The organism is Oricola thermophila (assembly GCF_013358405.1).
Classification (GTDB): domain Bacteria; phylum Pseudomonadota; class Alphaproteobacteria; order Rhizobiales; family Rhizobiaceae; genus Oricola; species Oricola thermophila.
Window position 1 is genome coordinate 2,158,331 of sequence record NZ_CP054836.1, and the last position, 20,164, is coordinate 2,178,494.

Consider the following 20,164-nt stretch of genomic DNA (forward strand, 5'->3'; position numbering starts at 1 on the left):
TTCCGAGATGACCGCAGATTTTAACAGGCTGCGTCGCGTTGTCGGTTCAGCCTTCGCCGCCACCATGCGCCCGACGGGGATGAAGCATTTCCTGAAGCTCGCGCAGGAGCCGCGCCTCGCCCTCGGCGCTGGGTTTCGAAAGGCGGGCGAGAAGCAGATAGGCAACCGGCGTCAGGAAGAGGGTCGCTAGCGTCGCAAGTCCCAGACCGCCGACGATCACCCAGCCCAATGCGGCGCGGGCCTCCGCGCCAGCGCCGAACGAGAAGATCAGCGGCACCGCTCCGAGAACCGTCGAGATCATGGTCATCATGACCGGCCGCAGCCGGATATTGGCCGCCTGCTCGATCGCCTCGCGGACTGTCCGGCCACGATTGCGCAGCTGATTGGCGAATTCAACGATCAGGATGCCGTTCTTGGCCATCACCCCCACAAGCAGCACAAGTCCGATCTGGCTGTAGACATTGAGGCTGGTTCCGGTCATCGCCATCGCCAGGATGGCGCAGGCGAGGCCGAGCGGGACGGTGGCCATGATGATCAGCGCGGAGACGAAGCTCTCGAATTGCGCCGCAAGCACCAGCAGCACCACGACGACGGCGATGCCGAAGGTGAACTGCATGTCGCGCGAAGACTGGTCCAGCGTGGCCGCCTCGGCAAGCGGGATCACCCGCGCACCCGGCGGCAGCAACGGCTCCGCCAGCCGCCGGACCTCCTGGTATGCCTCGCCAAGCGCAAATCCCTCCGCGAGATTCGTGCGCAGGGAAACGGAGCGCAATTGCTGCTCGCGACGCAGGCTCGGCGCGACAGCCTTTTCTTCCAGGTCCGCGATCACCGACATGGGCACAATGCGACCATCGCCGGTCTTCAGATAGATCGCCTCGAGGTCGGTCGGGTCGTTGATCGGGGTGGTCGTCGATATCAGCTTGACCGGGTAGGACCGGTCGTGAATGAAGACCTGCGCCACCTCGCGGCCATCGAGCAATGCCTGCATGGCATCGGCAAGGCCATCAATATCGATGCCGAGATCCGAGGCCCGCTCGCGATTGATGCGTACCGACAGTTGCGGCTGCGTGGTCTCGTAGGAAAGCCTCACCTGCTCGAAACGCGGATCGTTCTCGAGCAATTCCAGCATCTCTTGCGCCGCAGCGCCAAGTTCCTCGTAGGAATTGCCGACGAAGGCGAATTGCAGCCCGTTACCGGCCCCGCGTATGCCCAGGCTGTTGGGCTGGATCGCAAAGGCGCGGACGCCCGGAACCCCGGAAACGAGGCTGTTGATCTCGGCAACGATCTCGGACTGGCTGCGGCTTCGTTCCTCCCACGGCGCGAGCGACAGGACCATGAAGCCGGAATTTGTCGATGACCCCTGACCAGCAATGGCGAAGATCTCCCGGACTTCGCCGCTTTCGCGCATCGGCAGAACGAGACGCTCGATCTCGCGCATCTTCGATTGCGTATAGTCGAGGCTCACGCCCTGCGGCGCGGAAACGCGCATCAGGGCCACGGCGCGATCCTCCGGAGGGGTCAGTTCCTGCGGAAGCGTCCCGGCCATGAGAAAGGCGCTTCCCGACACCATCGCGGCGATGACGATCACGACCAGCGGCGCGTCAAGCGCCCTGTGAAGTATTGCCCGGTAGGCATTCGTCATCAGTCCGCCGAAGCGCCGCATGGCATCACCAGCCGGATTTCCGTGCCCATTCCTTGCACTGATCACGCGCGAGGCAAGCATCGGACTGAGCGTCAGCGCAACGACGCTGGACAGCATCACGGCAAAGGCCAGCACGAAGCCGAACTCGCGGAACAGGCCGCCGGCCTGGCCCGGCAGGAAGGAGATCGGAATGAACACGGCGGCCAGTGTCGCCGTGGTGGTGATGACCGCGAAGAAGACCTCGCGCGTGCCAACCACGGCGGCGGCTCGCGGACCGAGGCCCTCATTGCGCTTGCGCACTATGTTCTCAAGCACCACGATCGCGTCGTCAACGACCATGCCGGTGGCCAGAACGAGGGCGAGCAGCGTCAGGATGTTGACGGAAAAGCCGGCAAGCCAGATGGCGGCGAAGGTGCCGACAAGCGCGATCGGCAGGGTCACCGTGGGAATCAGCGTGGCACGCCAGTCGAGCAGGAAGAGGAAAATGATGGCCACGACAATGCCGACGGCAAGGATCAGCGTGCGGCGCACCTCGCTGATCGCCCCGCTGATAAAGGTCGCGTCATCCGAAGTAACGCGGATATCGACGCCCTCCGGCAGAATTTCGCGGATTTCCTCCACGGCAGCATGAATGCCCTTGGAGATTTCCAGCGTGTTGGACTTTGCCTGACGCACGATGCCCAAGCCGATGCCGGTGGCGCCATTGGCGCGCAACGCGGACTCGCCCGGGTCGGCGCCAAGCGTCACCGTGGCCACATCCTTGAACTGGACGCGATCGTTTATGTAGAGATTCTCGAAGTCCTCGACAGTCTGCACGTCAGCGGTCGCGCGCACCACGATATCCTGGGTGTTCGCGGTGATCGAGCCCGCCGGCACGTCGTAGGCGACGCTGGCAAGCGCATTGCGCAGATTGGCGACCGTCAGGCCGAGCGCGGCCAGACGCGACTGGTCGACATCGATCCGGAAAACCTTGTCGCGGTCGCCATAGACGGAGACATCGGCCACGCCCGGCACGGCCGAAAGCCGGTCCACCACCTCGTCTTCCACGAGCACGGTCATGTCCTGCACGCTCAGCGTGGACGAGGTGACGGCGAGGCGCATGACTGCCTCGGCATCCGCATCGGCCTTGACGATACGCGGCTCATCCGCGCTGTCCGGCAACGAATTGGTGATGCGCCCCAGCGAATCGCGGATGTCCGCAGCGGCGGTCGAAAGATCGGTATCCTCCGAGAATTCGACGGTCACGCGACTGCGACCAAAGGACGACGAGGACGATATCTCGGATACGCCGGATACTCGGGCAACGGCACCCTCGACGAGGGCCGTCAGCTCGCGGTCGACGGTCTCCGGCGAGGCACCTGAAAAATTCGTGGTGATGGTGACGACGGGCCGGTCGACATTGGGCAGTTCGCGGACCTCCGCGCCGTAGATGCCCGCAAGACCGGCAACGATGATGAGCAGGTTTATGACCAGTGCCAGGACCGGACGGCGTACGAAAATCGCGGTGCCGCCAGCCGCCAGCACGTCGGGCGACGGCTCCTCGCTGTTGACGGCAGAGCCAAGGCGTTCGTCGGTCATGAGCCGGCTCCTCGCTGTGGCGCTCCTGCGGGACGCTTCTCGTCACCGCCCTCCCCGGGAGCGGAACCGACAATGCGCACCGTGCCGCCGGGCCGAACGCTCTGAACGCCTTCGGTCACGATGACATCGCCCTCCGCGAGGTCGGCCTTGACGAGAACGCGATCCGCATTGCGCTGGATGATGGCGACATCGACCCGCTCGGCCTTGCCGCCCTGCCCGACGCGCCAGACATAGGACCCGGAGGAATCCCACTGGATCGCCAGCGGGTCGACCGAGGGAAAGGTCTCGCCCTCGAAGCGCAACGTCACCTCGAAGGACATGCCGGCGCGCAGCAGGTCGTTCTCGTTGGGGATGCGCGCCTGCACCCGCAGGGTACGGCTCGCCTCGTCAACGCGATTGTCGACCGCGATCACCTCGCCTTCGAAGCGGTCGCCCGGCCGCGCAATCGCCGTGGCCACGACCTCCTTGCCGACCTGCATGCGGGCTGCAAATCTTTCCGGCACGTAGAAATCTACCAGTATCTGCGAGCGGTCATCGATGGTGGCGACATCCGTCTGGGTGGTGACATAGTCGCCCACATTCACAGCCAGTATGCCGAGCGACCCGCCAATCGGCGCAGTGACAGTGCGACGTTCCAGCGCCAGTTCGGCGGAGCGCAACGCGACACGGGCCTCGCTCAACTCGCTGCGCGCCGTGTCGAGATCGACCGAACTGACGGCACGTTGGGCGAACAGACTTTCGAGCCGCGCGACCTTGCGCTCGGCATCGTCGAGCGTCAGCCGCGCACGTTCGACATCGAGTTCCTGTTCCTTCGAGTCGAGGCGGAGGATGACGTCGCCCGCCTCCACATGGGCGCCGGATGCAACGGGTATGTCGACGATCTGCCCGGCAACCAGCGGACGAATGGAGACTGTACGCACCGGCTGGCCGGTGCCGATGGCCGTCAGACGGTCGTTGACAACGCCGATTTCGGCCTTCTCCGTGACAACCAGCGCTCCCCCGAAGGAGCCGCGACGACCGGGCGCGCCGCCGGGGCGCTGTCCGGGCACGCCGGATTGCGATGCCGCATCAGTGGAAGCGGTGGAAAACCAGTCAATGCCGTGACGTGCCAGGACCGCATCGGCGCCCGGATAGAATTTCGCCCATCCGACGAATGCAACGGCGACCAATCCGGCCGACACGAGCAACTGTTTCCATGCCTTCATTTCGCGCTTCCCCCGGCACGCACTCTCATTCCCGGCACGAATGCATATCCCGAACCGGGCAGTCCGCGAAGGAATATAGCGGCACACCGCGAACTGGCACACGAAAAAGCGCAGGATTACAAAATTGTAATTTTGGACGGTGCATCGTGCCCGGTGCAGCCACCCGGACGGGACGAGCAGCGGCCCACCCCGCTCACGGGCAACCCGTTCCCCAATGCCCGAACAGTGCCCGACTAGCGGTAGAGATAGACCGGCAGCCACATAGAGAGCGACGGCAGGAAGCTCAGCAGAAGCAGCACGGCAACGAGCGGCACGAGGAAGGGTGCCGTCGCCACCACGCACCGCTCGAATGGCACGACCGCCACCTTCGAGAGAACATAGAGCACCATCCCGACCGGCGGCGTCAGCAGGCCGATCATCAGGTTGAGGATCAGTATGATCCCGAAATGCACGGGATCGATGCCGATCGATACCGCCACCGGCAACAGCACCGGCGTCAATATCGTGATGGCGGCTATCGTCTCCATGAAACAGCCGACGACGAGCACGATCAGCATGATGATGAGCAGAATCGCGGTCGGATTTTCCGTGATGCCGAGCAGTTCACGAGCGAAAAGCTGTGCAACCTGGTTGGCCGTCAGTATCCAGGCGAAGATCGCAGACGCGGCAACGATAAGCATGATCGAGGCAGTGGTCTCGATCGTTTCCATCGAGACGCGAAGGATGCGGCGCATATCGAGCGTGCGGTAGACGAACATGCCCAGGAACAGGGAATAGACCACCGCCGCGATGGCGGCCTCGGTCGGGGTAAAGATGCCGGTCAGGATGCCGCCGACGATGATCACCGGCGTAAACAGCGGCAGCAACGCGTCGGCGAAGGTCAACAGGAAAACGCGGAAGCTGAAGCGGTCGTCGCGCGGATAGTCGCGGAGGCGCGCATAGAAGGCGACCATGCCCATCAGGGCCAGCGCCATGATCACGCCGGGAATCAGCCCGGCCGCGAAGAGCTGGCCGATCGAGGTGTCAGCGATGACGCCGTACACCACCAGCGGCAGCGAGGGCGGAATGATCGGCCCGATGGTCGAGGACGCGGCGGTTATGCCGACCGAGAAATCGGTGTCATAGCCCGCCTCGCGCATCGCCTTGATCTCTATGTTGCCGAGTCCGCCGGCATCGGCGACCGCGGCGCCGGACATGCCGGCGAAGATGACGCTGGCGCCCACGTTCACGTGGCCGAGACCGCCATGCATCCAGCCCACGGTCGCGCGGGCGAAGGTGAATATCTTCGTCGTGATGCCGGCCGTGTTCATCAGGTGACCGGCCATGATGAAGAACGGCACCGCGATCAGCGGAAAGGAATTGATGCCGTTGACCATGTTGTGGAGGACAACGAGGCTGGGCATTCCGGAAGTCGAGATGAAGAAGAGCGAGGACACGCCCAGCGCCACGGCGACCGGCGCGCCGGCGATCAGAAGCGCGAAGAGAATGACGAACATCAGGAACAGTTCCACGGCCGGGCACCCCTAGTCGGAAATATCTGACAAAGCGTGCTCCTCGATGTCGTGGAGCACGGCCTGCGGGCTCTGGCGGATCTTCCGGACCAGCCAGAGAAACGAATAGACCGTCACGGCCGCAAGGCCTGCCGCGACGCCCCAGTAGAGAAGGCTTTTCGGAATCTCCGCCGAGGCCATCTTGGTCTTCGTTTGCAGCGCAAGAAGCACGGCGATCCAGGCCATGTAGCCAAAGAACAGGCAGGAAACGAGTTCCATCGCCACGGCAATCCACTTGCCAGCCAGCGGCGGCACATAGCGGTAGAAGAATTCGAGAAAGATATGCGCCCCCTTGCGGGTGACCGTCACGGCGCCGAGAAACGCGACAAGGACCAGCACGTAGCGCGCAATCTCCTCGGTCCATGCAAGACTGTCATTCAGTACATAGCGCGTGAAAAACTGCAGGAACACGATCACCGCCAGCGCCCAAAGCGCGACGAGACCCGGAATGTCGACCAGTTTCAGATCGACGGGACCGTGGTCCTCCATGGCAGCGAAATCGGAGCGCGCCGCGTCGGCGGCGCGCTCCTTGTCCTTCGTGTCGTCAGGCAAATTGCTCATGTGTGTTCGCCTGCTGTCCGGTATGTCAAAGTGCCTGGAGGCGGTCGAAATGCTCCTTGCTGTAGGGCACGTTATCCCAGTCGGTCAGCTTCGGCAGGACCGCGTCCTGGAACGGCTTGCGATCCACCTCGTTGACCTGGACACCCTGCTCCCGGAACCACGAAATCAGGTCCGTCTCGGCCTGGAAAATGCTGTCGGACGCCTTTGCAGCGGCCTCCTGGAGCACCTCCCTGACCGTGCCGGCGTCATCGCCCATCTTCGACATCGCGGTGTTCGACGAGATGATGAGCAGCGAGTTGAGCAGGTGTCCGGTCAGGTTGATGTTCGACTGAACCTCGTAGAACTTCTTGAACTTGATGGTCGGCAGCGGATTCTCCTGCGCATCGACCACGCCCTGCTGCAAAGCCAGGTAGACCTCCGAAAAGGCCATGGGCGTCGGGTTCGCACCGACCGCGTTCGGGAACATCAGCATGACCGGCGAGTTCGGCACGCGGATCTTCAGGTCCTTCATGTCGTCGGGCTTGAGGATCGGGAAGTTGGACGTGACGTGGCGCTGGCCGTAATAGACCAGGCCCATGACGGTGTGACCCGTGGCATCCTTGTAGCCGGCGGAAAGATCCTTGAAGAGATCGCTGTCACGATAGGTCTTCCAATGGTCGAATCCGCGCATGATGAACGGATAGTCCGAGATCGCGATCGGGCCGTAGTAGCGCTCGACGAAACTCGGGCCGGTATAGATGATGTCGACGGAGCCGATACCGAGCCCCTCGTTGATCTCGACCTCCTTGCCGAGTGAAGATGCAGGGAAAACCTTGATCTCTACGCGGCCGTCGGTGCGCTTGGCCACTTCCTCGGCCGCCCATTCGGCGACCTGGTGATAGTCCGAGCCGATCTCGTAGACATGGGCCCACTTCAGTTCGACCGCGGCCGCACCGGTGGCCATTGCCATCGCAACCGCCGCAGCGGCGCCCGCAAGCTTCATCAATCTGCCAATCATTGCTTCCTCCCATGGTGACGGCGGGTTCCTCCTCCCGCCGCTGATCGCGCAATTGCGAATTTTCTGATATACAAGATATATCTAATATACTACGTTGAGTCATGCTGCAAGTGGCATCGCCGCGGCCGATTGCATTTGCGGGTCCAAACAGGCAAGGAGCAGCAGGAGCGGCGGGCCGGGCGCCCGCCAGATGCGAACAGGACAGAATGAACGACAGCAATCACACCGGATTCGGCGGGGCCACCGCCCGTTCCCGCAAGCCGCGCGCCCCGAACGCGCCGCCCGCGAGCCACACGACAATTGCCGGCACCAAGAATTCGGACATCGTCTACCGGGACCTGCGCAGCGCCATCATCGCCATGGAGCTGACGCCGGGAACCGTCATCAACGAGAAGGAACTGACCCAGCGCTACGGCATAAGCCGGACACCGGTGCGCGAGGCATTGCTGCGGCTATCGGAGGACAGGCTGCTCGACGTGGTGCCCAAGTCCGGCACCTTCGTCGCGCGCATCCCCCTCTCGGCGGTGCGGGAGGCGCTGGTGGCACGCCGGGCGCTGGAGGCCGTCACCGTGCGCGAGGCCACGGCCAGGGCCAGCGAAAGCCAGTTCATTGAAATGCGCGCGATCATCCAGCGCCAGCGCGAAACCGCTGCGGCGGGCGACGAGGCCGCGTTCCACAACGCGGACGACGACTTTCACGCCGCGATCGCCGCGGCCGCGCGCCTGCCCGGAATATGGGACATGATCCAGCAGATCCGGGTACAGATCGAGCGCTATCGCCGCCTTACGCTGCCGCAACCCGGACGCATGGCAATGGTGGTCGGGGAACACGAGGCGGTTCTCGAGGCGATGACGCGGAACGACGCGGACACGGCCGTCGAGCGCATGGCCCACCATCTCAACAAGCTTCAGCTCGACATCGCCGTGTTCCGCGACATGTGGCCGGACTATTTCGTCTTCGACCCGGCGGTCGACAGCGAACTGCTCGAGGAGTAGCGCCCCTATTCAGCGCCGCAGGCGGAATGCCGCGCCTGCCACCGCAAGCCAGCCGGCCATCATGGCGATGCCGCCGGTCGGCGCGGCCATCGCGAACAGCCGCCCCTGGCCGAATTCGCGCAGCGCCATGTCGGAGGCAAACAACGCCGCACCGACGAAAAGCAGGACGGCCGCCAATCGCAGCAGGACCGCGCCGCGACCGAGGAGGCCGATCGCCAGCAGTGCCGGGGCATGGGTGAGACAGACCAGCGCGGCGGCACTCATAAGCCGCGGATCGCTGCCCGCATGGGCACTCGCCGCCGCCGCGGCAACACCTGCGAAGCCGAGAACTCCCGCGCCGGCCAGCACCGCCGCGCCATTTCCGTCCTGCCTGTCCATTGGCGTTCTCCGTCTCCGGAAACCGCACTAGCGCATCCCGCAGGCGTCGAAAACCGTGTTGTCCGCGACGAATTGCCCGTTCCCGGGCCACCGGGCGGCCGACTGTCATAGAGGGGTAACACTGCGTTCATAGGCATCCTGCGTCCAACACAAACGCACGGAGCCGATGATGCACATTCTCAGGACCCTCCTGGCAGGCGCTGCCCTCGTCGCGGCCGCCTCGACCGCCATGGCCGCCGAAGGCACGCTCACCCTCTATACCAGCCAGCCGAACAACGACGCCCAGCAGACCGTCGATGCCTTCATGGCAAAACATCCCGACATCAAGGTGACATTCGTCCGCGACGGCACGACCAAGATCATGGCCCGGCTGCGCGCCGAGCTGGAAGCCGGCTCGACGCCCGCCGACGTGCTGCTGATCGCAGACAACGTGACCATGGAAGGCATGAGCCGCGACGGATACCTGATGGCATATCCGGAAGCCGACGTGTCGGCCTATGACGAAGGCATCCAGGATCCGGAACGGATGTGGTTCCCGACCAAGCTGATCACCACCGGCATCGTCTACAACACCGCCGCGCCAATGAAGCCCGCCTCCTGGAAGGACTTGCTGACCGACGAGACGAAAGGCCAGATCGCCATGCCTTCGCCGCTCACCTCGGGCGCGGCGTTGATCCACACCAAGACCATGGTCTCCAACATGGAAGAAGGCTGGGGCTACTACGAGACACTGGCCGCCAACGGCGCGCAGGCGTCCGGCGGCAATGGCGGCGTGTTGAAGGCCGTGGCCGGCGGCGAGAAACTCTACGGCATGGTCGTCGAGTTCCTGCCGATCCGGGAAAAGGCCAAGGGCGCGCCGGTCGACTTCGTCTTCCCCGAGGAAGGCGTCTCGGCGATATCGGAACCGGTCGCCATTCTTTCGAACACGAAAAATCCTGATGCTGCAAAGGCTTTCGTCGATTTCCTGATCTCGCGTGAAGGCCAGGAACTGGCCGCCTCGCAGGGCTACATGCCGGCACATCCGGAAGTATCCCCGCCGGAAGGGTTCCCCCCTCTTTCGGACATAAGGGTGATGGCTTTCGATCCGGCCGCCGCGCTCGAATCCGCCGAGGCCGACAAGGACAGGTTCGCGACAATCTTCGGCCAGAACTGATCCGGGAAGATTCGTTGGCATCGTCATCGTGAAGATTCTTCCACGCAAACGCGCCTCCCGCCTTCGCAGGCGGGGGGCGGACACGTTGTTCGAACGGGAAGGCGGCGGAATCGCACTGATCGCGATCTCCGCTGTCTGCCTGTTCTGTCTCGCGCCGATGCTCCAGCTGGCGTTCGCCGCCGCGCGCGTGCTGCAATCCGGTGCCGCCGACGCGTTCGCCCTGCTGACCGGCCCGACCATCATGCGCGCAATATTCAACACGCTCGCCATAGCAACGGGATCGACCGTACTGGCCGTCATTCTCGGCGGCACCGTCGCCGTCGCGCTCGCCACCATGACGATGCAGACGAGACGCGCGCTCGCCTTCCTGTTCGTGCTTTCGCTGATGGTGGCGCCACAGGTCTCGGCGCTCGCATTCAAAACACTGGCCGGCCCTTCATCGCCGATCCTCAACACGCTCGGCATCGCGCCCCCGCCCGGCACGCCGAATCCGATGCTCGGCTACGGCGGCATCATTCTCGTGATGGGGCTGCATCACGCTCCGCTCGTGGCCATAACCGTCGCGACGGGCCTGGTACGTATTCCGAGGTCGCTCGTGGAAGCGGCCAGGATCGACGGCGCCCGACACTTCGCCATCGTAACCGGAATCATCATGCCGGTCATCCGGCTCAACATCCTCTCGGCCATCCTGCTCGCATTCGTTGCCGGGGTCGGCAATTTCGGCATTCCCGCACTGCTTGGCCTGCCGGTCGGCATCATCACCCTGCCGACCATGGTCTATCGCCAGCTAGCGAGCTTCGGGCGCGGCGCCATCGACGACGCAGCGCTCGTCTCGCTGCTGATTGCGGCCATGGCGGGGATCGCGGTGATCGCCTCGTCATGGCTGATGGCCCGGCGCGACGTGCGTACGGAGACCGAACACGGGCTCGAGCCTTTCATTCACCGCCCTGCATTCGCGCGCAGCGTCGAAATCCTTCTCTGGGCATTTTTCGCGGCGACGATCCTGTTGCCGCTCGCCTCGCTTGTCGCAACATCGCTGGTACCGGCCTACGGCGTCACGCTCAGCCTCGAAAGCATCACCTTCGCGCAATATACCGGGACCATGTGGCAGCAGGCACTGATCCGCCGCGCCTTTGCCAACTCGCTGACCTTCGCCGGCGGAGCAGCCGCTGTCCTCGCAGTGCTCTCGCTGCTGATCGCCTACGCGCTGGACCGGCGCCTGTCGCGGGCGCGCATGGTGATCCTTCCCGTGATCGAAATGCCCTACGCCCTGCCCGGCGTCGTCGTCGCCATTGCCTGCATCCTCCTGTTCGTGAAGCCGCTGCCCTTCGCGGGTGTGACGATCTACGGCACGGCGTGGATCATCGTCTTCGCCTATATGGCGTCGTTCCTCGCCGTCGCCGCCAAGCCCGTTGTCGCGGCCGTTGCATCGCTTGAGCGCGACGTCGAGGAAGCGGCGTTGCTGGACGGCGCGCGCGTGACTGCGCGGCTGACGCAGATCATCCTGCCATTGGTGTTGCCGGCGATTGCCGCCGGAGGGGTGATGGCCTTCCTGCTGGCCTTCAACGAGCTTACCATATCGGCTCTCCTCTGGTCCGCCGGAACGGAAACGCTGGGCGTCGCCCTGCTCAACCTGGAAGACGCGGGCCTCGCCACGGAAGCAGCGGCTCTCGCCGTGGTTGCCACCGGGGTTGTCGCCACGCTGATGGCACTGCTGGAAGCGGCGAGCCGTCACCTGCCGGAAAACGCTCTGCCATGGCGACAACTATGTCCCGGCACCGGCGCAGGCACGAGGCAGGCCGCGCCGGTTTTGCCCGGTCGCCGCACCGCTATCCCCGTCCGATCGCCTGGCGGCGATTGCGCCGCGGGACGTGCCTGCCTATTGCTGGAGGCATCCGCCCGCGATTCCCTTCGCCACCGCGACCAAGCAAGGCAGCCGAACCGTCATGTCCAGCAAGCACGCCGTCCTCAGGGAGGTCTTCGGCTTTGACGATTTCCGGCCGGGACAGGAAGCCATCGTCGACCACCTTCTGGCAGGGCGCAACGTGCTGGCCGTCATGCCGACGGGCGCGGGCAAGTCGCTCACATACCAGGTGCCGGCACTGGTCAAGGGCGGGCTGACCATCGTCGTCTCGCCGCTGGTCGCGCTGATGCAGGACCAGGTGGCGGCACTGAAGCTTGCCGGCGTCGCGGCGGAAACGATCAACTCCACGGCCAGCCGCGAGGAAAATGTCGCGATCTGGCGGCGCGTCGCGGCGGGCGAGGTGCGCATCCTCTATCTCGCGCCCGAGCGGCTGATGACGGACCGCATGATCGCCGCCCTGCAGAGGATCGGCGTCAGCCTGATCGCCGTCGACGAGGCCCACTGCATCTCGCAATGGGGGGCGTCCTTCCGCCCGGAATACGACGCCCTGCAGGAATTGCGGACGGCCTTTCCCGGCGTGCCGATCGGTGCGGTGACTGCGACCGCAGACGAGGCAACGCGGCGCGACATCGTCGAGAAACTGTTCGGCGGCGAGGCGGAACTCTATGTCGCCGGTTTCGACCGGCCCAATATCCGCCTGACGGTCGAACCCAAGTCGAACACGAAAAGACAGTTGCTCGCATTCCTGGAGGGCCGGCCTTCCGAGAGCGGCATCGTCTATGCCCTGTCGCGCAAGAGCAGCGAGGAACTGGCCGCGTTCCTGTCGGACAACGGCTATCGCGCCGTGCCCTACCATGCCGGCCTGTCGCCCGAGAAAAGGGCGGAAGCCCAGGAACTCTTCATGGCCGAGACGGGCGTCATCGTCTGCGCGACCATCGCCTTCGGCATGGGCATCGACAAGCCGGACGTGCGCTTCGTGTTCCACGCCGACCTGCCCGGCTCGCTCGACGCCTACTACCAGGAGATCGGGCGCGCGGGGCGCGACGGCAAGCCCGCCGAGGCGCACATGGTGTTCGGCCTGCAGGATATCTCCATGCGGCGCCGGTTCATCGACCAGGAACACGAGGAAGGCGAGCGGCGGCGACGCGAGCACAAGCGCCTCGACGCGCTGGTCGCCTATTGCGAGGCGCCGGAATGCCGGCGCCAGAGCCTGCTGTCCTATTTCGGCGAGGCGGCAGCCCCCTGCGGCAATTGCGATGTATGCATCAACCCGGTGGCAACCGTCGACGGCGGGGATGATGCGCGCAAGATCCTGCTGACGGCGCAGATGACGGGCGAGCGCTTCGGCGCGACGCACCTGGTCGACCTGCTCATCGGCAAGGCCAATCCCCGGGCGCAGGCGCTCGGCCACGACCAGCTCCCGGTCTTCGCCGCCGGACGCAACCAAGGCCGCAATGTCTGGCAGTCGCTGATCCGCCAGCTTGTCGGCGGCGGCTATCTGACCATCGACGTCGCCGGCCATGGCGGCATTTCGATCGCTCCGAAAGGTCACGACCTTCTCGAAGGCAGGATCGAGTTCCGCTACCGGCCGGACATGATTCGTCCGGCAGGCGGAAAGTCGGGAACGCGCGCACCGGCCGAAGCGGACCCGGATGTCCCGCGCGCCCTGCTCGACCGCCTCAAGGCGCGGCGCACCGAGCTGGCGCGCGAACAGTCCGTACCGACCTATGTCATCTTCCCCGACCGGACGCTGATCGACATGGCCAGGAAACTGCCCAGAACAAGGCGGGATTTCGAAAACCTGCACGGCGTCGGCGCCGCCAAGCTGGAACGCTTCGCGGACACGTTCCTGGAGGTGATCAGGCTATACAGCGACGAGGTCGAGGCATGAGAGATGGTGGGCCCGGAGGGACTCGAACCCCCAACCAAGCGGTTATGAGCCGCCGGCTCTAACCAATTGAGCTACAGGCCCCACGCCGCGACTGCCTAGCCGAAACGAACGCGCTTCACAAGTCACTGTTTTCAATCGCCCACCGGTGCCATATTGGCGGCGCAATGACATGGCACCGCCCTTCCTGAAGGGACTCAAAACGGGAAAGCCCACATGACATTCACCCGCAATGCAATTTTTTCCATGCTCGTTCTCGCCGGCATCGCCGCCGCGCCGCAGGCGGTGCTCGCGCAGCAGAACGAGCCGACGCCGCGAATCGTCGTCTCCGGCGAGGGCAGAGCCGAGATCGCGCCCGACATGGCTGTCCTGACGCTATCCGTGGTCCGCGAGGCGGAGACCGCGCGCCAGGCGCTGGACGCCAACACGGCGGCGATGGCCGACGTGCTGGCCGCCCTGCAGGCCGAAGGGATCGAGGAGCGCGACCTGCAAACCTCGAATTTCTCGATCGATCCGAAGATCGTTTATCCAAAGAAGAATGCGGACGGGACCCGCGGCGCACCGCAGATCGTCGGATATACCGTGCGCAACAGCCTTACAGTGCGCATCCGCGACCTGGGCAAGCTCGGCGCGATCCTCGACAAGTCGGTGACGCTCGGCGTCAACCAGGGCGGCGGCATAGCCTTCACGAATGACGACCCGTCGGAAGCGATCGAGGAAGCGCGGGTGAAGGCCATGCAGGAAGCCATCGCCAAGGCGAAGACGCTGACCGGCACGGCGGGCATAGGTCTCGGCAAGGTGCTCGAGATCTCGGAAAGTTCTTACCGGCCTCAACCGGTACCGATGGCGCGCGCGGAGATGCTGATGGACGCCGCCAAGTCCGCGCCGGTGCCCGTCGCTGCAGGCGAGAACACCTACTCCGTGACGGTCAACGTCACCTTCGCGCTGGAACAGTAGGCCGCATCGCGCAAAGCGGCGCCCTCCGAAAGAGTCAGCCAGCGGGGTACCGGGGCGCACATGCGGATTTCTCGTGCGTCCCGGGCAAACCGGCCGGTTGCGACAAGCGTCATGCCCGCCAGCATGGCGCGCGAAGATGCGCTTGGTTCAATGATGTGCATGAATCTCCCTCCCGCGGCTGAGGTAACGCGTGAGGTGCGCGGCCGCAAGGGAAATTGTTTCAGAATGAAACACTTTGACACAGCCGAAATTGCCATGACCAGAATACCGGGAGACTCCCGGCGGGTCGAACCGAAAGGCCCGGCTCAATCCAGTTCGCGCATCCAGTATTCCATCGGCTTTTCCGTCTCGTCCCGGTCGCCCACATCCTTCCAGGAATAGGCCGTTTGCAGGCCTTCGATGCGTTCATATCCGCGTTTGCGCCAGAAATCGTCCAGCGGCTCGTAGCCGGACGGCCGCATCGGATGATCCGCGGGCCGGACGACCGCGGAGAAAATGCATTTCGCGAACCCCTGTCGGCGGGCTTCCGCCTCGCGCTCCGCAAAGAAGCGGACGCCGACCCCCTGCCCGCGATATTCCGGCAGCAGGACGGACTCGCCGAAGTAAAAGAAATCGTCCAGGTCCAACCCGCGCCGGGCGAAGGGTTCGGCAAACTCATCCTTGTGCTGGGCAAGCGGCGAAGCCGTGGCGGCACCGACGAGAAGGTTGCCGTCGAACGCGCCGCAGACGAAGGCACCGGGCGCCGCGACATAGGTCTCGAGATAGCGGCGCTCGTACTCCATGTCGCCATCGTAGAGATAGGGGAAGGCCCGGAAAACGGTGATGCGGAGCCGCGCGAGATCGTCGAACCGTGCCTCGACCTCCCCGCGCTCCAGGGGCCTCACGATGACGCGCATCAGCCGGCCTTCTTCACCTGCGCGATCCAGTCCTGGAGATTGTAGTAGGTCGTCACCCGGCTGATAAGCCCGTCATCGACCTCGAAGAAGATGCCGGCCGGCAGCGAATAGGACTGGCCGTTGGCCGTCGGCAGGCCTTCCGCGGTAGCCTTGTAGGTTCCGTGCACGGTGAACTCGGCCGCAGCGCGCACGCCGCCCGGCGCGACCATGACGACGATATCGGTCAGCCGCTCGTCATAGTGGCGCGACATCTCGGCGTTGAACCAGCGGAACTTCTCCTTGCCGATCTCGCGTCCGCCCTGGTTGATGTCATGGGCGACATCCTCGTGCAGGCATTCCAGCATCGCCTCGGAATCGCCCGCATTGAAGGCGGCAAGATAGCGCTCGACCAGCGCCCGGGTTTCGTTTTCGGCCATTGTCGGTTCCTCGCAGCTTGCGTCTCTTTGCCCTGCACCCCGCCCGCAGACGGTTCGCGTCACATGCCCTCCTCGACCATATGGTCGAGAAACTCGCCCTCATGCGCCAGGTCCTGCTCGAAGGCGGTGACGCGCCCGCGCATCGACATCGACGCATCGTGCACGGAATCCGGCTCCCCGGAAATGAGGGGATGCCAGTCATACAGCCCGCGGCCCTCCGCAACCAGCTGGTAGGCGCAGGTTCGCGGCAGCCAGGGTATGGTGCGCACATTCTCAGGCGTCAGTTGCACACAATCCGGTACATGACTGAAACGATTGGCATAATCGGAACAGCGACACGTGCCCGCATCAAACAGGCGGCAGGCGACGGACGTGTAGTAGATCTCGTCGGTGTCCTCGTCGATCAGCTTCGACATGCAGCACTTGCCGCAGCCGTCGCAAAGCGCCTCCCACTCGGCCGGGTTCATTTCCTCCAGCGGAACGGTTTCCCAGAAGCGGTCGCGCATCCCGTCGATTTTCGCTTTTGCGGTCATGGGCGCGACCAATCACATCGCGGCGGCGCTGGCAATGGAGAACTAGTGCCCTTCCTGCTTGATGCTCCTGCCCAGCCGGGCAAGCGCCTCGCGCAGCCCCTCGTCCTCGATCGTCCCGGTCAGCGCCTCGATACGCCTTTCATCCGCCGGGTTCACCGGCGGCTTGCGGCGTTTCGGCTTGCGCACCGGCGCAACCGTCTTCTGCACGATCTGGAGACGCTCGACCGCCTGGAAGCCGAAGAAGGCGTTTACCCGCTGGATGATCTCGCCGGACTGGTGCTGGAGATGCAGCGCCGCCATGCCCTCGGCGGCGACGACCAGCGTCGCCGGCTTGAAGGGATCGTCCTCGTGCGCGCGGCGCGGCCAGTTGATCTTCTGAGGCCGCGTCGTCTCGACGAGCATTTCGGGCACGATCTGCGGCCAGGCGGCGAGCAGCGCCGAGGTCATGCCGGCACGACGCGCCAGAACGGGATCGAGCACGCCGGACACCAGCCCGCCGAGCTGTTCCGGCGCCTTCGCCTTCCATGGACCTTTGCCCGGCCTTCCGTTGCTCACGCCGCCTCACTTCGGGTTTAGAACACGCCGGCCATGATAATCGTGCGGACGGACAAAAGCGATGCTTGATCTCGCATGGTGCAATAACACATGAACGGACCATGATCCCGGCCCCCGAATCCGTCTCCGCGAGACTGCTTGCCTGGTACGACCGGCACGCGCGCGAACTGCTATGGCGGACGGGCCCGGCGGAGCGGGCACGCGGCATCCGGCCCGACCCCTACCGGGTATGGCTCTCGGAGGTCATGCTGCAGCAAACCACGGTCGCGGCGGTGAAAGACTATTTCGCGAAATTCACCGCGAAATGGCCGGACGTGGCGGCGCTCGCTGCCGCGTCCGAGGAGGACATACTGAAGGCCTGGGCCGGACTCGGCTACTATTCGCGTGCGCGCAACCTGAAGAAATGCGCGGATGCCGTGGTGGCGGAGCACGGCGGGAATTTCCCCGGCACCGCCAATGCGCTGCGCGCGCTGCCCGGCATCGGCGACTACACCGCAGCGGCCATCGCGGCGATCGCCTTCGACGAGCCGGCGGCAGTGGTCGACGGCAATGTCGAGCGCGTGGTGGCGCGGCTGTTCGCGATCGACACGCCGCTTCCGGCCGCCAAGAAGCCGATCCGCGAGCGCACAGGGACGCTCACGCCGCAGGACCGGCCCGGAGATTTCGCCCAGGCCATGATGGATCTCGGCGCCACCGTCTGCACGCCGAAACGGCCGGCATGCATCACCTGCCCCTTGCGAGACGGCTGCCTCGCGCTGAAAGCAGGCGATCCGGAGCGATTTCCGGTCAGAGCGCCGAAGAGGGCCCGCCCGGTTCGGCGCGGCGCGGCCTATGTGCTGACCAATGACGACGGGGCGGTTCTGCTCGAAAGACGCGGACCGGACGGCCTGCTCGCGGGCATGACGCAGGTGCCGACAACGGGATGGAACGCGCGGGCCGACGGCGCCACCGACACGTCGGAAGCGCCCCTGCCCCAAGCGCACTGGACCGATTGCGGGGCGATCAGCCACGTCTTCACTCATTTCGAACTGCGTCTTTCGGTCTTCCGTGCCGAAGGCGAACTGGAACCGGATGCGCACCAATGGTGGAGCGAGCCGGACGCGATCGCGGGCGAAGCCCTACCCACCGTCATGAAAAAGGTGTTGGTAAGAGCCCTGCAACACGAATCGGGAAACGAGCGGGGCTGAACAAATGAGCGATATCCGCCATATCGTCTTCGACATCGGCAAGGTGCTGGTGCACTACGATCCGGAACTGCCGTTCCGGCGGATCATCCCCGACGACCGCCGTCGGGCCTGGTTCCTGCGCGAAGTCTGCTCGAACGAGTGGAACCTGGAACAGGACCGTGGCCGGAGCTGGACCGTGGCCGAGGAGGAACTGATCGCCCGCTTTCCCGACGAGGCGGAGAATATCCGCGCCTTCCGCCGGCACTGGGCGGAGATGGTGCCCCATGCCTACGAGGACAGCGTCGCTATCCTGCGCGAACTGATAGATGCAGGTCGCGACGTGACCATGCTGACCAATTTCGCCTCCGACACCTTCCGCGAGGCGCAGGAAATGTACCCGTTCCTGAAATGGAGTCGCGGCGTGACGGTTTCGGGCGACATCCGCATCATCAAGCCCGACCCGGCGATCTATGAACACCACACGAGGACATTCGGCCTCGATCCGGCGGCCACCCTGTTCATCGACGATTCCGAGAAGAACGTTCTCGGTGCCCGCGCGTTCGGCTGGCAGGCGATCCGGTTCGACGATGCCGAACAGCTGCGGGAAGACCTCGCCGGCTACGAACTGGTCGCCTGAGGGTTCACGCCCCCGCAGCCGCCATCTGCTTGCGCACCTCGGCCCGCAGCGTGTCGATGGGCTTCAGTTCGCCATCTTCCTCGTAGTGCCAGAACGTCCAGCCGTTGCAGGCATCGAGCCCCTGCACCCTCGCCCCCATGCGGTGGATGGAGGCCTGCTCGCCGCCGACGGCGAGCGAACCGTCGGCCTGAACCGTGGCCGTCCAGCGGCGCTTCGCGTCCGTCAGAAGGGTGCCGGGCTTGAGAAGCCCCGTCTCGAGAAGCACCGCGAAGGCAACACGCGGCTCGGCGCGCTTGCCGGCGACGATTTTCAGCGTCTTCGCGTCCGCCGGCTCGACGGCCTCGATGCGCGCCATGGCGGCATCGATATAGGCCTGCTCGCGCTCGATGCCGATGAAGTGGCGACCGAGCCGCTTGGCGACTGCGCCGGTGGTGCCTGAGCCGAAGAAGGGATCGAGCACGACATCGCCAGGCTTCGTCGAGGCCATGAGCACGCGCGCGAGCAGCGCTTCCGGCTTTTGCGTCGGATGAACCTTGTCGCCATTCTCGTCCTTCAGGCGCTCCGATCCGGTGCAGATCGGGAACAGCCAGTCGGATCGCATCTGGAGATCCTCGTTTGCCGCCTTCAGCGCCTCGTAGTTGAAGGTATAACCCTTGGCGTTCTGGTCGCGCGAGGCCCAGATCATCGTCTCGTGCGCGTTCTGGAAGCGCCGTCCGCGGAAGTTCGGCATCGGATTCGTCTTGCGCCAGATCACGTCATTGAGAATCCAGAAGCCGAGATCCTGCAGGCTCGTGCCGACGCGAAAGATGTTGTGATAGGAGCCGATGACCCAGATCGTACCGTTCGGTTTCAGCACGCGGCGCGCGGCGAGCAGCCAGGCGCGGGTGAACGCATCATAGGCGGCAAAGGAATCGAACTGGTCCCAGTGGTCGTCCACCGCGTCGACCTTCGAATGGTCGGGCCGGTGCAGGTCGCCGTCGAGCTGCAGGTTGTAGGGCGGATCGGCGAATATGACGTCGACCGACTTCTCCGGCAGACGCTCGAGCGCGGCGACACAGTCACCCTTGATGATGGTGTCGAGACAGGCGTCGATGGAGGACGATTGAACGGACTTCGCGGCGGCGCGAGCCGTGGAGGCGAGACGAACGACAGACATGATACACCCGAATTACGCGGTACTCTTCGGGGGTCAT

19 protein-coding genes and 1 tRNA gene are annotated in these 20,164 nt (G+C 64.7%); 7 read left to right on the top strand and 13 right to left on the bottom strand.

The window, feature by feature from the left end:
- Nucleotides 1-46 precede the first annotated feature (46 nt).
- The 5 genes from HTY61_RS10480 to HTY61_RS10500 form a co-directional block, all read right to left on the bottom strand.
- A complete protein-coding gene (locus tag HTY61_RS10480) occupies nucleotides 47-3,220 on the bottom strand; it encodes an efflux RND transporter permease subunit (protein WP_175276739.1) in 3,174 nt (1,057 codons plus the stop codon).
- Nucleotides 3,217-4,425, bottom strand: a complete 1,209-nt coding sequence (locus tag HTY61_RS10485) for an efflux RND transporter periplasmic adaptor subunit (RefSeq protein WP_175276740.1) — start codon at nucleotides 4,423-4,425, stop codon at nucleotides 3,217-3,219. The genes HTY61_RS10480 and HTY61_RS10485 overlap by 4 nt, the downstream gene beginning before the upstream one ends.
- Before the next feature lie 233 nt (nucleotides 4,426-4,658).
- Nucleotides 4,659-5,921: a TRAP transporter large permease gene (locus HTY61_RS10490; RefSeq protein WP_246272779.1), complete on the bottom strand. Its 1,263-nt coding sequence runs from the start codon at nucleotides 5,919-5,921 to the stop codon at nucleotides 4,659-4,661.
- Between the two features lie 27 nt (nucleotides 5,922-5,948).
- A complete protein-coding gene (locus HTY61_RS10495) occupies nucleotides 5,949-6,536 on the bottom strand; it encodes a TRAP transporter small permease (protein WP_175276742.1) in 588 nt (195 codons plus the stop codon).
- Nucleotides 6,537-6,561: 25 nt separating this feature from the next.
- Nucleotides 6,562-7,533, bottom strand: coding sequence for a sialic acid TRAP transporter substrate-binding protein SiaP (locus tag HTY61_RS10500; protein ID WP_175276743.1), 972 nt, complete (start codon nucleotides 7,531-7,533; stop codon nucleotides 6,562-6,564).
- Nucleotides 7,534-7,739: 206 nt separating this feature from the next.
- Here HTY61_RS10500 and HTY61_RS10505 point away from each other — a divergent pair, with 206 nt between their 5' ends.
- Entirely contained in the window at nucleotides 7,740-8,528 is a 789-nt protein-coding gene (locus tag HTY61_RS10505) for a GntR family transcriptional regulator (protein ID WP_175276744.1), read from the top strand.
- A 9-nt stretch (nucleotides 8,529-8,537) separates the two neighbouring features.
- Here HTY61_RS10505 and HTY61_RS10510 read toward each other — a convergent pair whose 3' ends face one another.
- Nucleotides 8,538-8,906: a DUF423 domain-containing protein gene (locus tag HTY61_RS10510; protein ID WP_175276745.1), complete on the bottom strand. Its 369-nt coding sequence runs from the start codon at nucleotides 8,904-8,906 to the stop codon at nucleotides 8,538-8,540.
- Between the two features lie 169 nt (nucleotides 8,907-9,075).
- Here HTY61_RS10510 and HTY61_RS10515 point away from each other — a divergent pair, with 169 nt between their 5' ends.
- The 3 genes from HTY61_RS10515 to recQ all read left to right on the top strand — a co-directional run bounded on the left by HTY61_RS10515 (nucleotide 9,076) and on the right by recQ (nucleotide 13,814).
- Nucleotides 9,076-10,059 carry an ABC transporter substrate-binding protein gene (locus tag HTY61_RS10515; protein ID WP_197945305.1) on the top strand — a complete coding sequence of 328 codons (984 nt, stop codon included), beginning with the start codon at nucleotides 9,076-9,078 and terminating at the stop codon, nucleotides 10,057-10,059.
- A gap of 85 nt (nucleotides 10,060-10,144) precedes the next feature.
- On the top strand, nucleotides 10,145-12,049 hold the full coding sequence (locus tag HTY61_RS10520; RefSeq protein ID WP_175276747.1) for an ABC transporter permease: 1,905 nt from the start codon (nucleotides 10,145-10,147) through the stop codon (nucleotides 12,047-12,049).
- On the top strand, nucleotides 12,006-13,814 hold the full coding sequence (gene recQ, locus HTY61_RS10525; protein ID WP_175276748.1) for a DNA helicase RecQ: 1,809 nt from the start codon (nucleotides 12,006-12,008) through the stop codon (nucleotides 13,812-13,814). The genes HTY61_RS10520 and recQ overlap by 44 nt, the downstream gene beginning before the upstream one ends.
- A gap of 4 nt (nucleotides 13,815-13,818) precedes the next feature.
- Here the strand turns inward: recQ and HTY61_RS10530 are convergent.
- Nucleotides 13,819-13,895 (bottom strand) — tRNA-Ile (locus tag HTY61_RS10530).
- Between the two features lie 132 nt (nucleotides 13,896-14,027).
- On the opposite strand from HTY61_RS10530, the gene HTY61_RS10535 reads away from it, so the two are divergent.
- Nucleotides 14,028-14,768, top strand: a complete 741-nt coding sequence (locus tag HTY61_RS10535; RefSeq protein WP_175276749.1) for an SIMPL domain-containing protein — start codon at nucleotides 14,028-14,030, stop codon at nucleotides 14,766-14,768.
- On the opposite strand, the gene HTY61_RS10540 is transcribed toward HTY61_RS10535, so the two are convergent.
- The 5 genes from HTY61_RS10540 to HTY61_RS10560 form a co-directional block, all read right to left on the bottom strand.
- Entirely contained in the window at nucleotides 14,726-14,929 is a 204-nt protein-coding gene (locus HTY61_RS10540) for a hypothetical protein (RefSeq protein ID WP_175276750.1), read from the bottom strand. The genes HTY61_RS10535 and HTY61_RS10540 overlap by 43 nt on opposite strands.
- 144 nt (nucleotides 14,930-15,073) lie before the next feature.
- Nucleotides 15,074-15,664: a GNAT family N-acetyltransferase gene (locus tag HTY61_RS10545; RefSeq protein WP_175276751.1), complete on the bottom strand. Its 591-nt coding sequence runs from the start codon at nucleotides 15,662-15,664 to the stop codon at nucleotides 15,074-15,076.
- On the bottom strand, nucleotides 15,664-16,080 hold the full coding sequence (locus tag HTY61_RS10550; protein ID WP_175276752.1) for a ketosteroid isomerase-related protein: 417 nt from the start codon (nucleotides 16,078-16,080) through the stop codon (nucleotides 15,664-15,666). Before HTY61_RS10550 ends, HTY61_RS10545 begins: the two co-directional genes overlap by 1 nt.
- A gap of 59 nt (nucleotides 16,081-16,139) precedes the next feature.
- Nucleotides 16,140-16,586 carry a YcgN family cysteine cluster protein gene (locus HTY61_RS10555; RefSeq protein WP_175278513.1) on the bottom strand — a complete coding sequence of 149 codons (447 nt, stop codon included), beginning with the start codon at nucleotides 16,584-16,586 and terminating at the stop codon, nucleotides 16,140-16,142.
- A 69-nt stretch (nucleotides 16,587-16,655) separates the two neighbouring features.
- Entirely contained in the window at nucleotides 16,656-17,168 is a 513-nt protein-coding gene (locus HTY61_RS10560; protein WP_428978261.1) for a DUF721 domain-containing protein, read from the bottom strand.
- Between the two features lie 101 nt (nucleotides 17,169-17,269).
- On the opposite strand from HTY61_RS10560, the gene mutY reads away from it, so the two are divergent.
- Nucleotides 17,270-18,355, top strand: a complete 1,086-nt coding sequence (mutY, locus tag HTY61_RS10565; protein WP_175276753.1) for an A/G-specific adenine glycosylase — start codon at nucleotides 17,270-17,272, stop codon at nucleotides 18,353-18,355.
- A 4-nt stretch (nucleotides 18,356-18,359) separates the two neighbouring features.
- The gene (locus tag HTY61_RS10570; RefSeq protein WP_175276754.1) at nucleotides 18,360-18,971 is read left to right on the top strand and encodes an HAD family hydrolase; all 612 of its coding nucleotides are present in this window, start codon (nucleotides 18,360-18,362) and stop codon (nucleotides 18,969-18,971) included.
- A gap of 4 nt (nucleotides 18,972-18,975) precedes the next feature.
- On the opposite strand, the gene HTY61_RS10575 is transcribed toward HTY61_RS10570, so the two are convergent.
- Entirely contained in the window at nucleotides 18,976-20,127 is a 1,152-nt protein-coding gene (locus HTY61_RS10575) for a site-specific DNA-methyltransferase (protein ID WP_175276755.1), read from the bottom strand.
- Nucleotides 20,128-20,164: the final 37 nt, after the last annotated feature.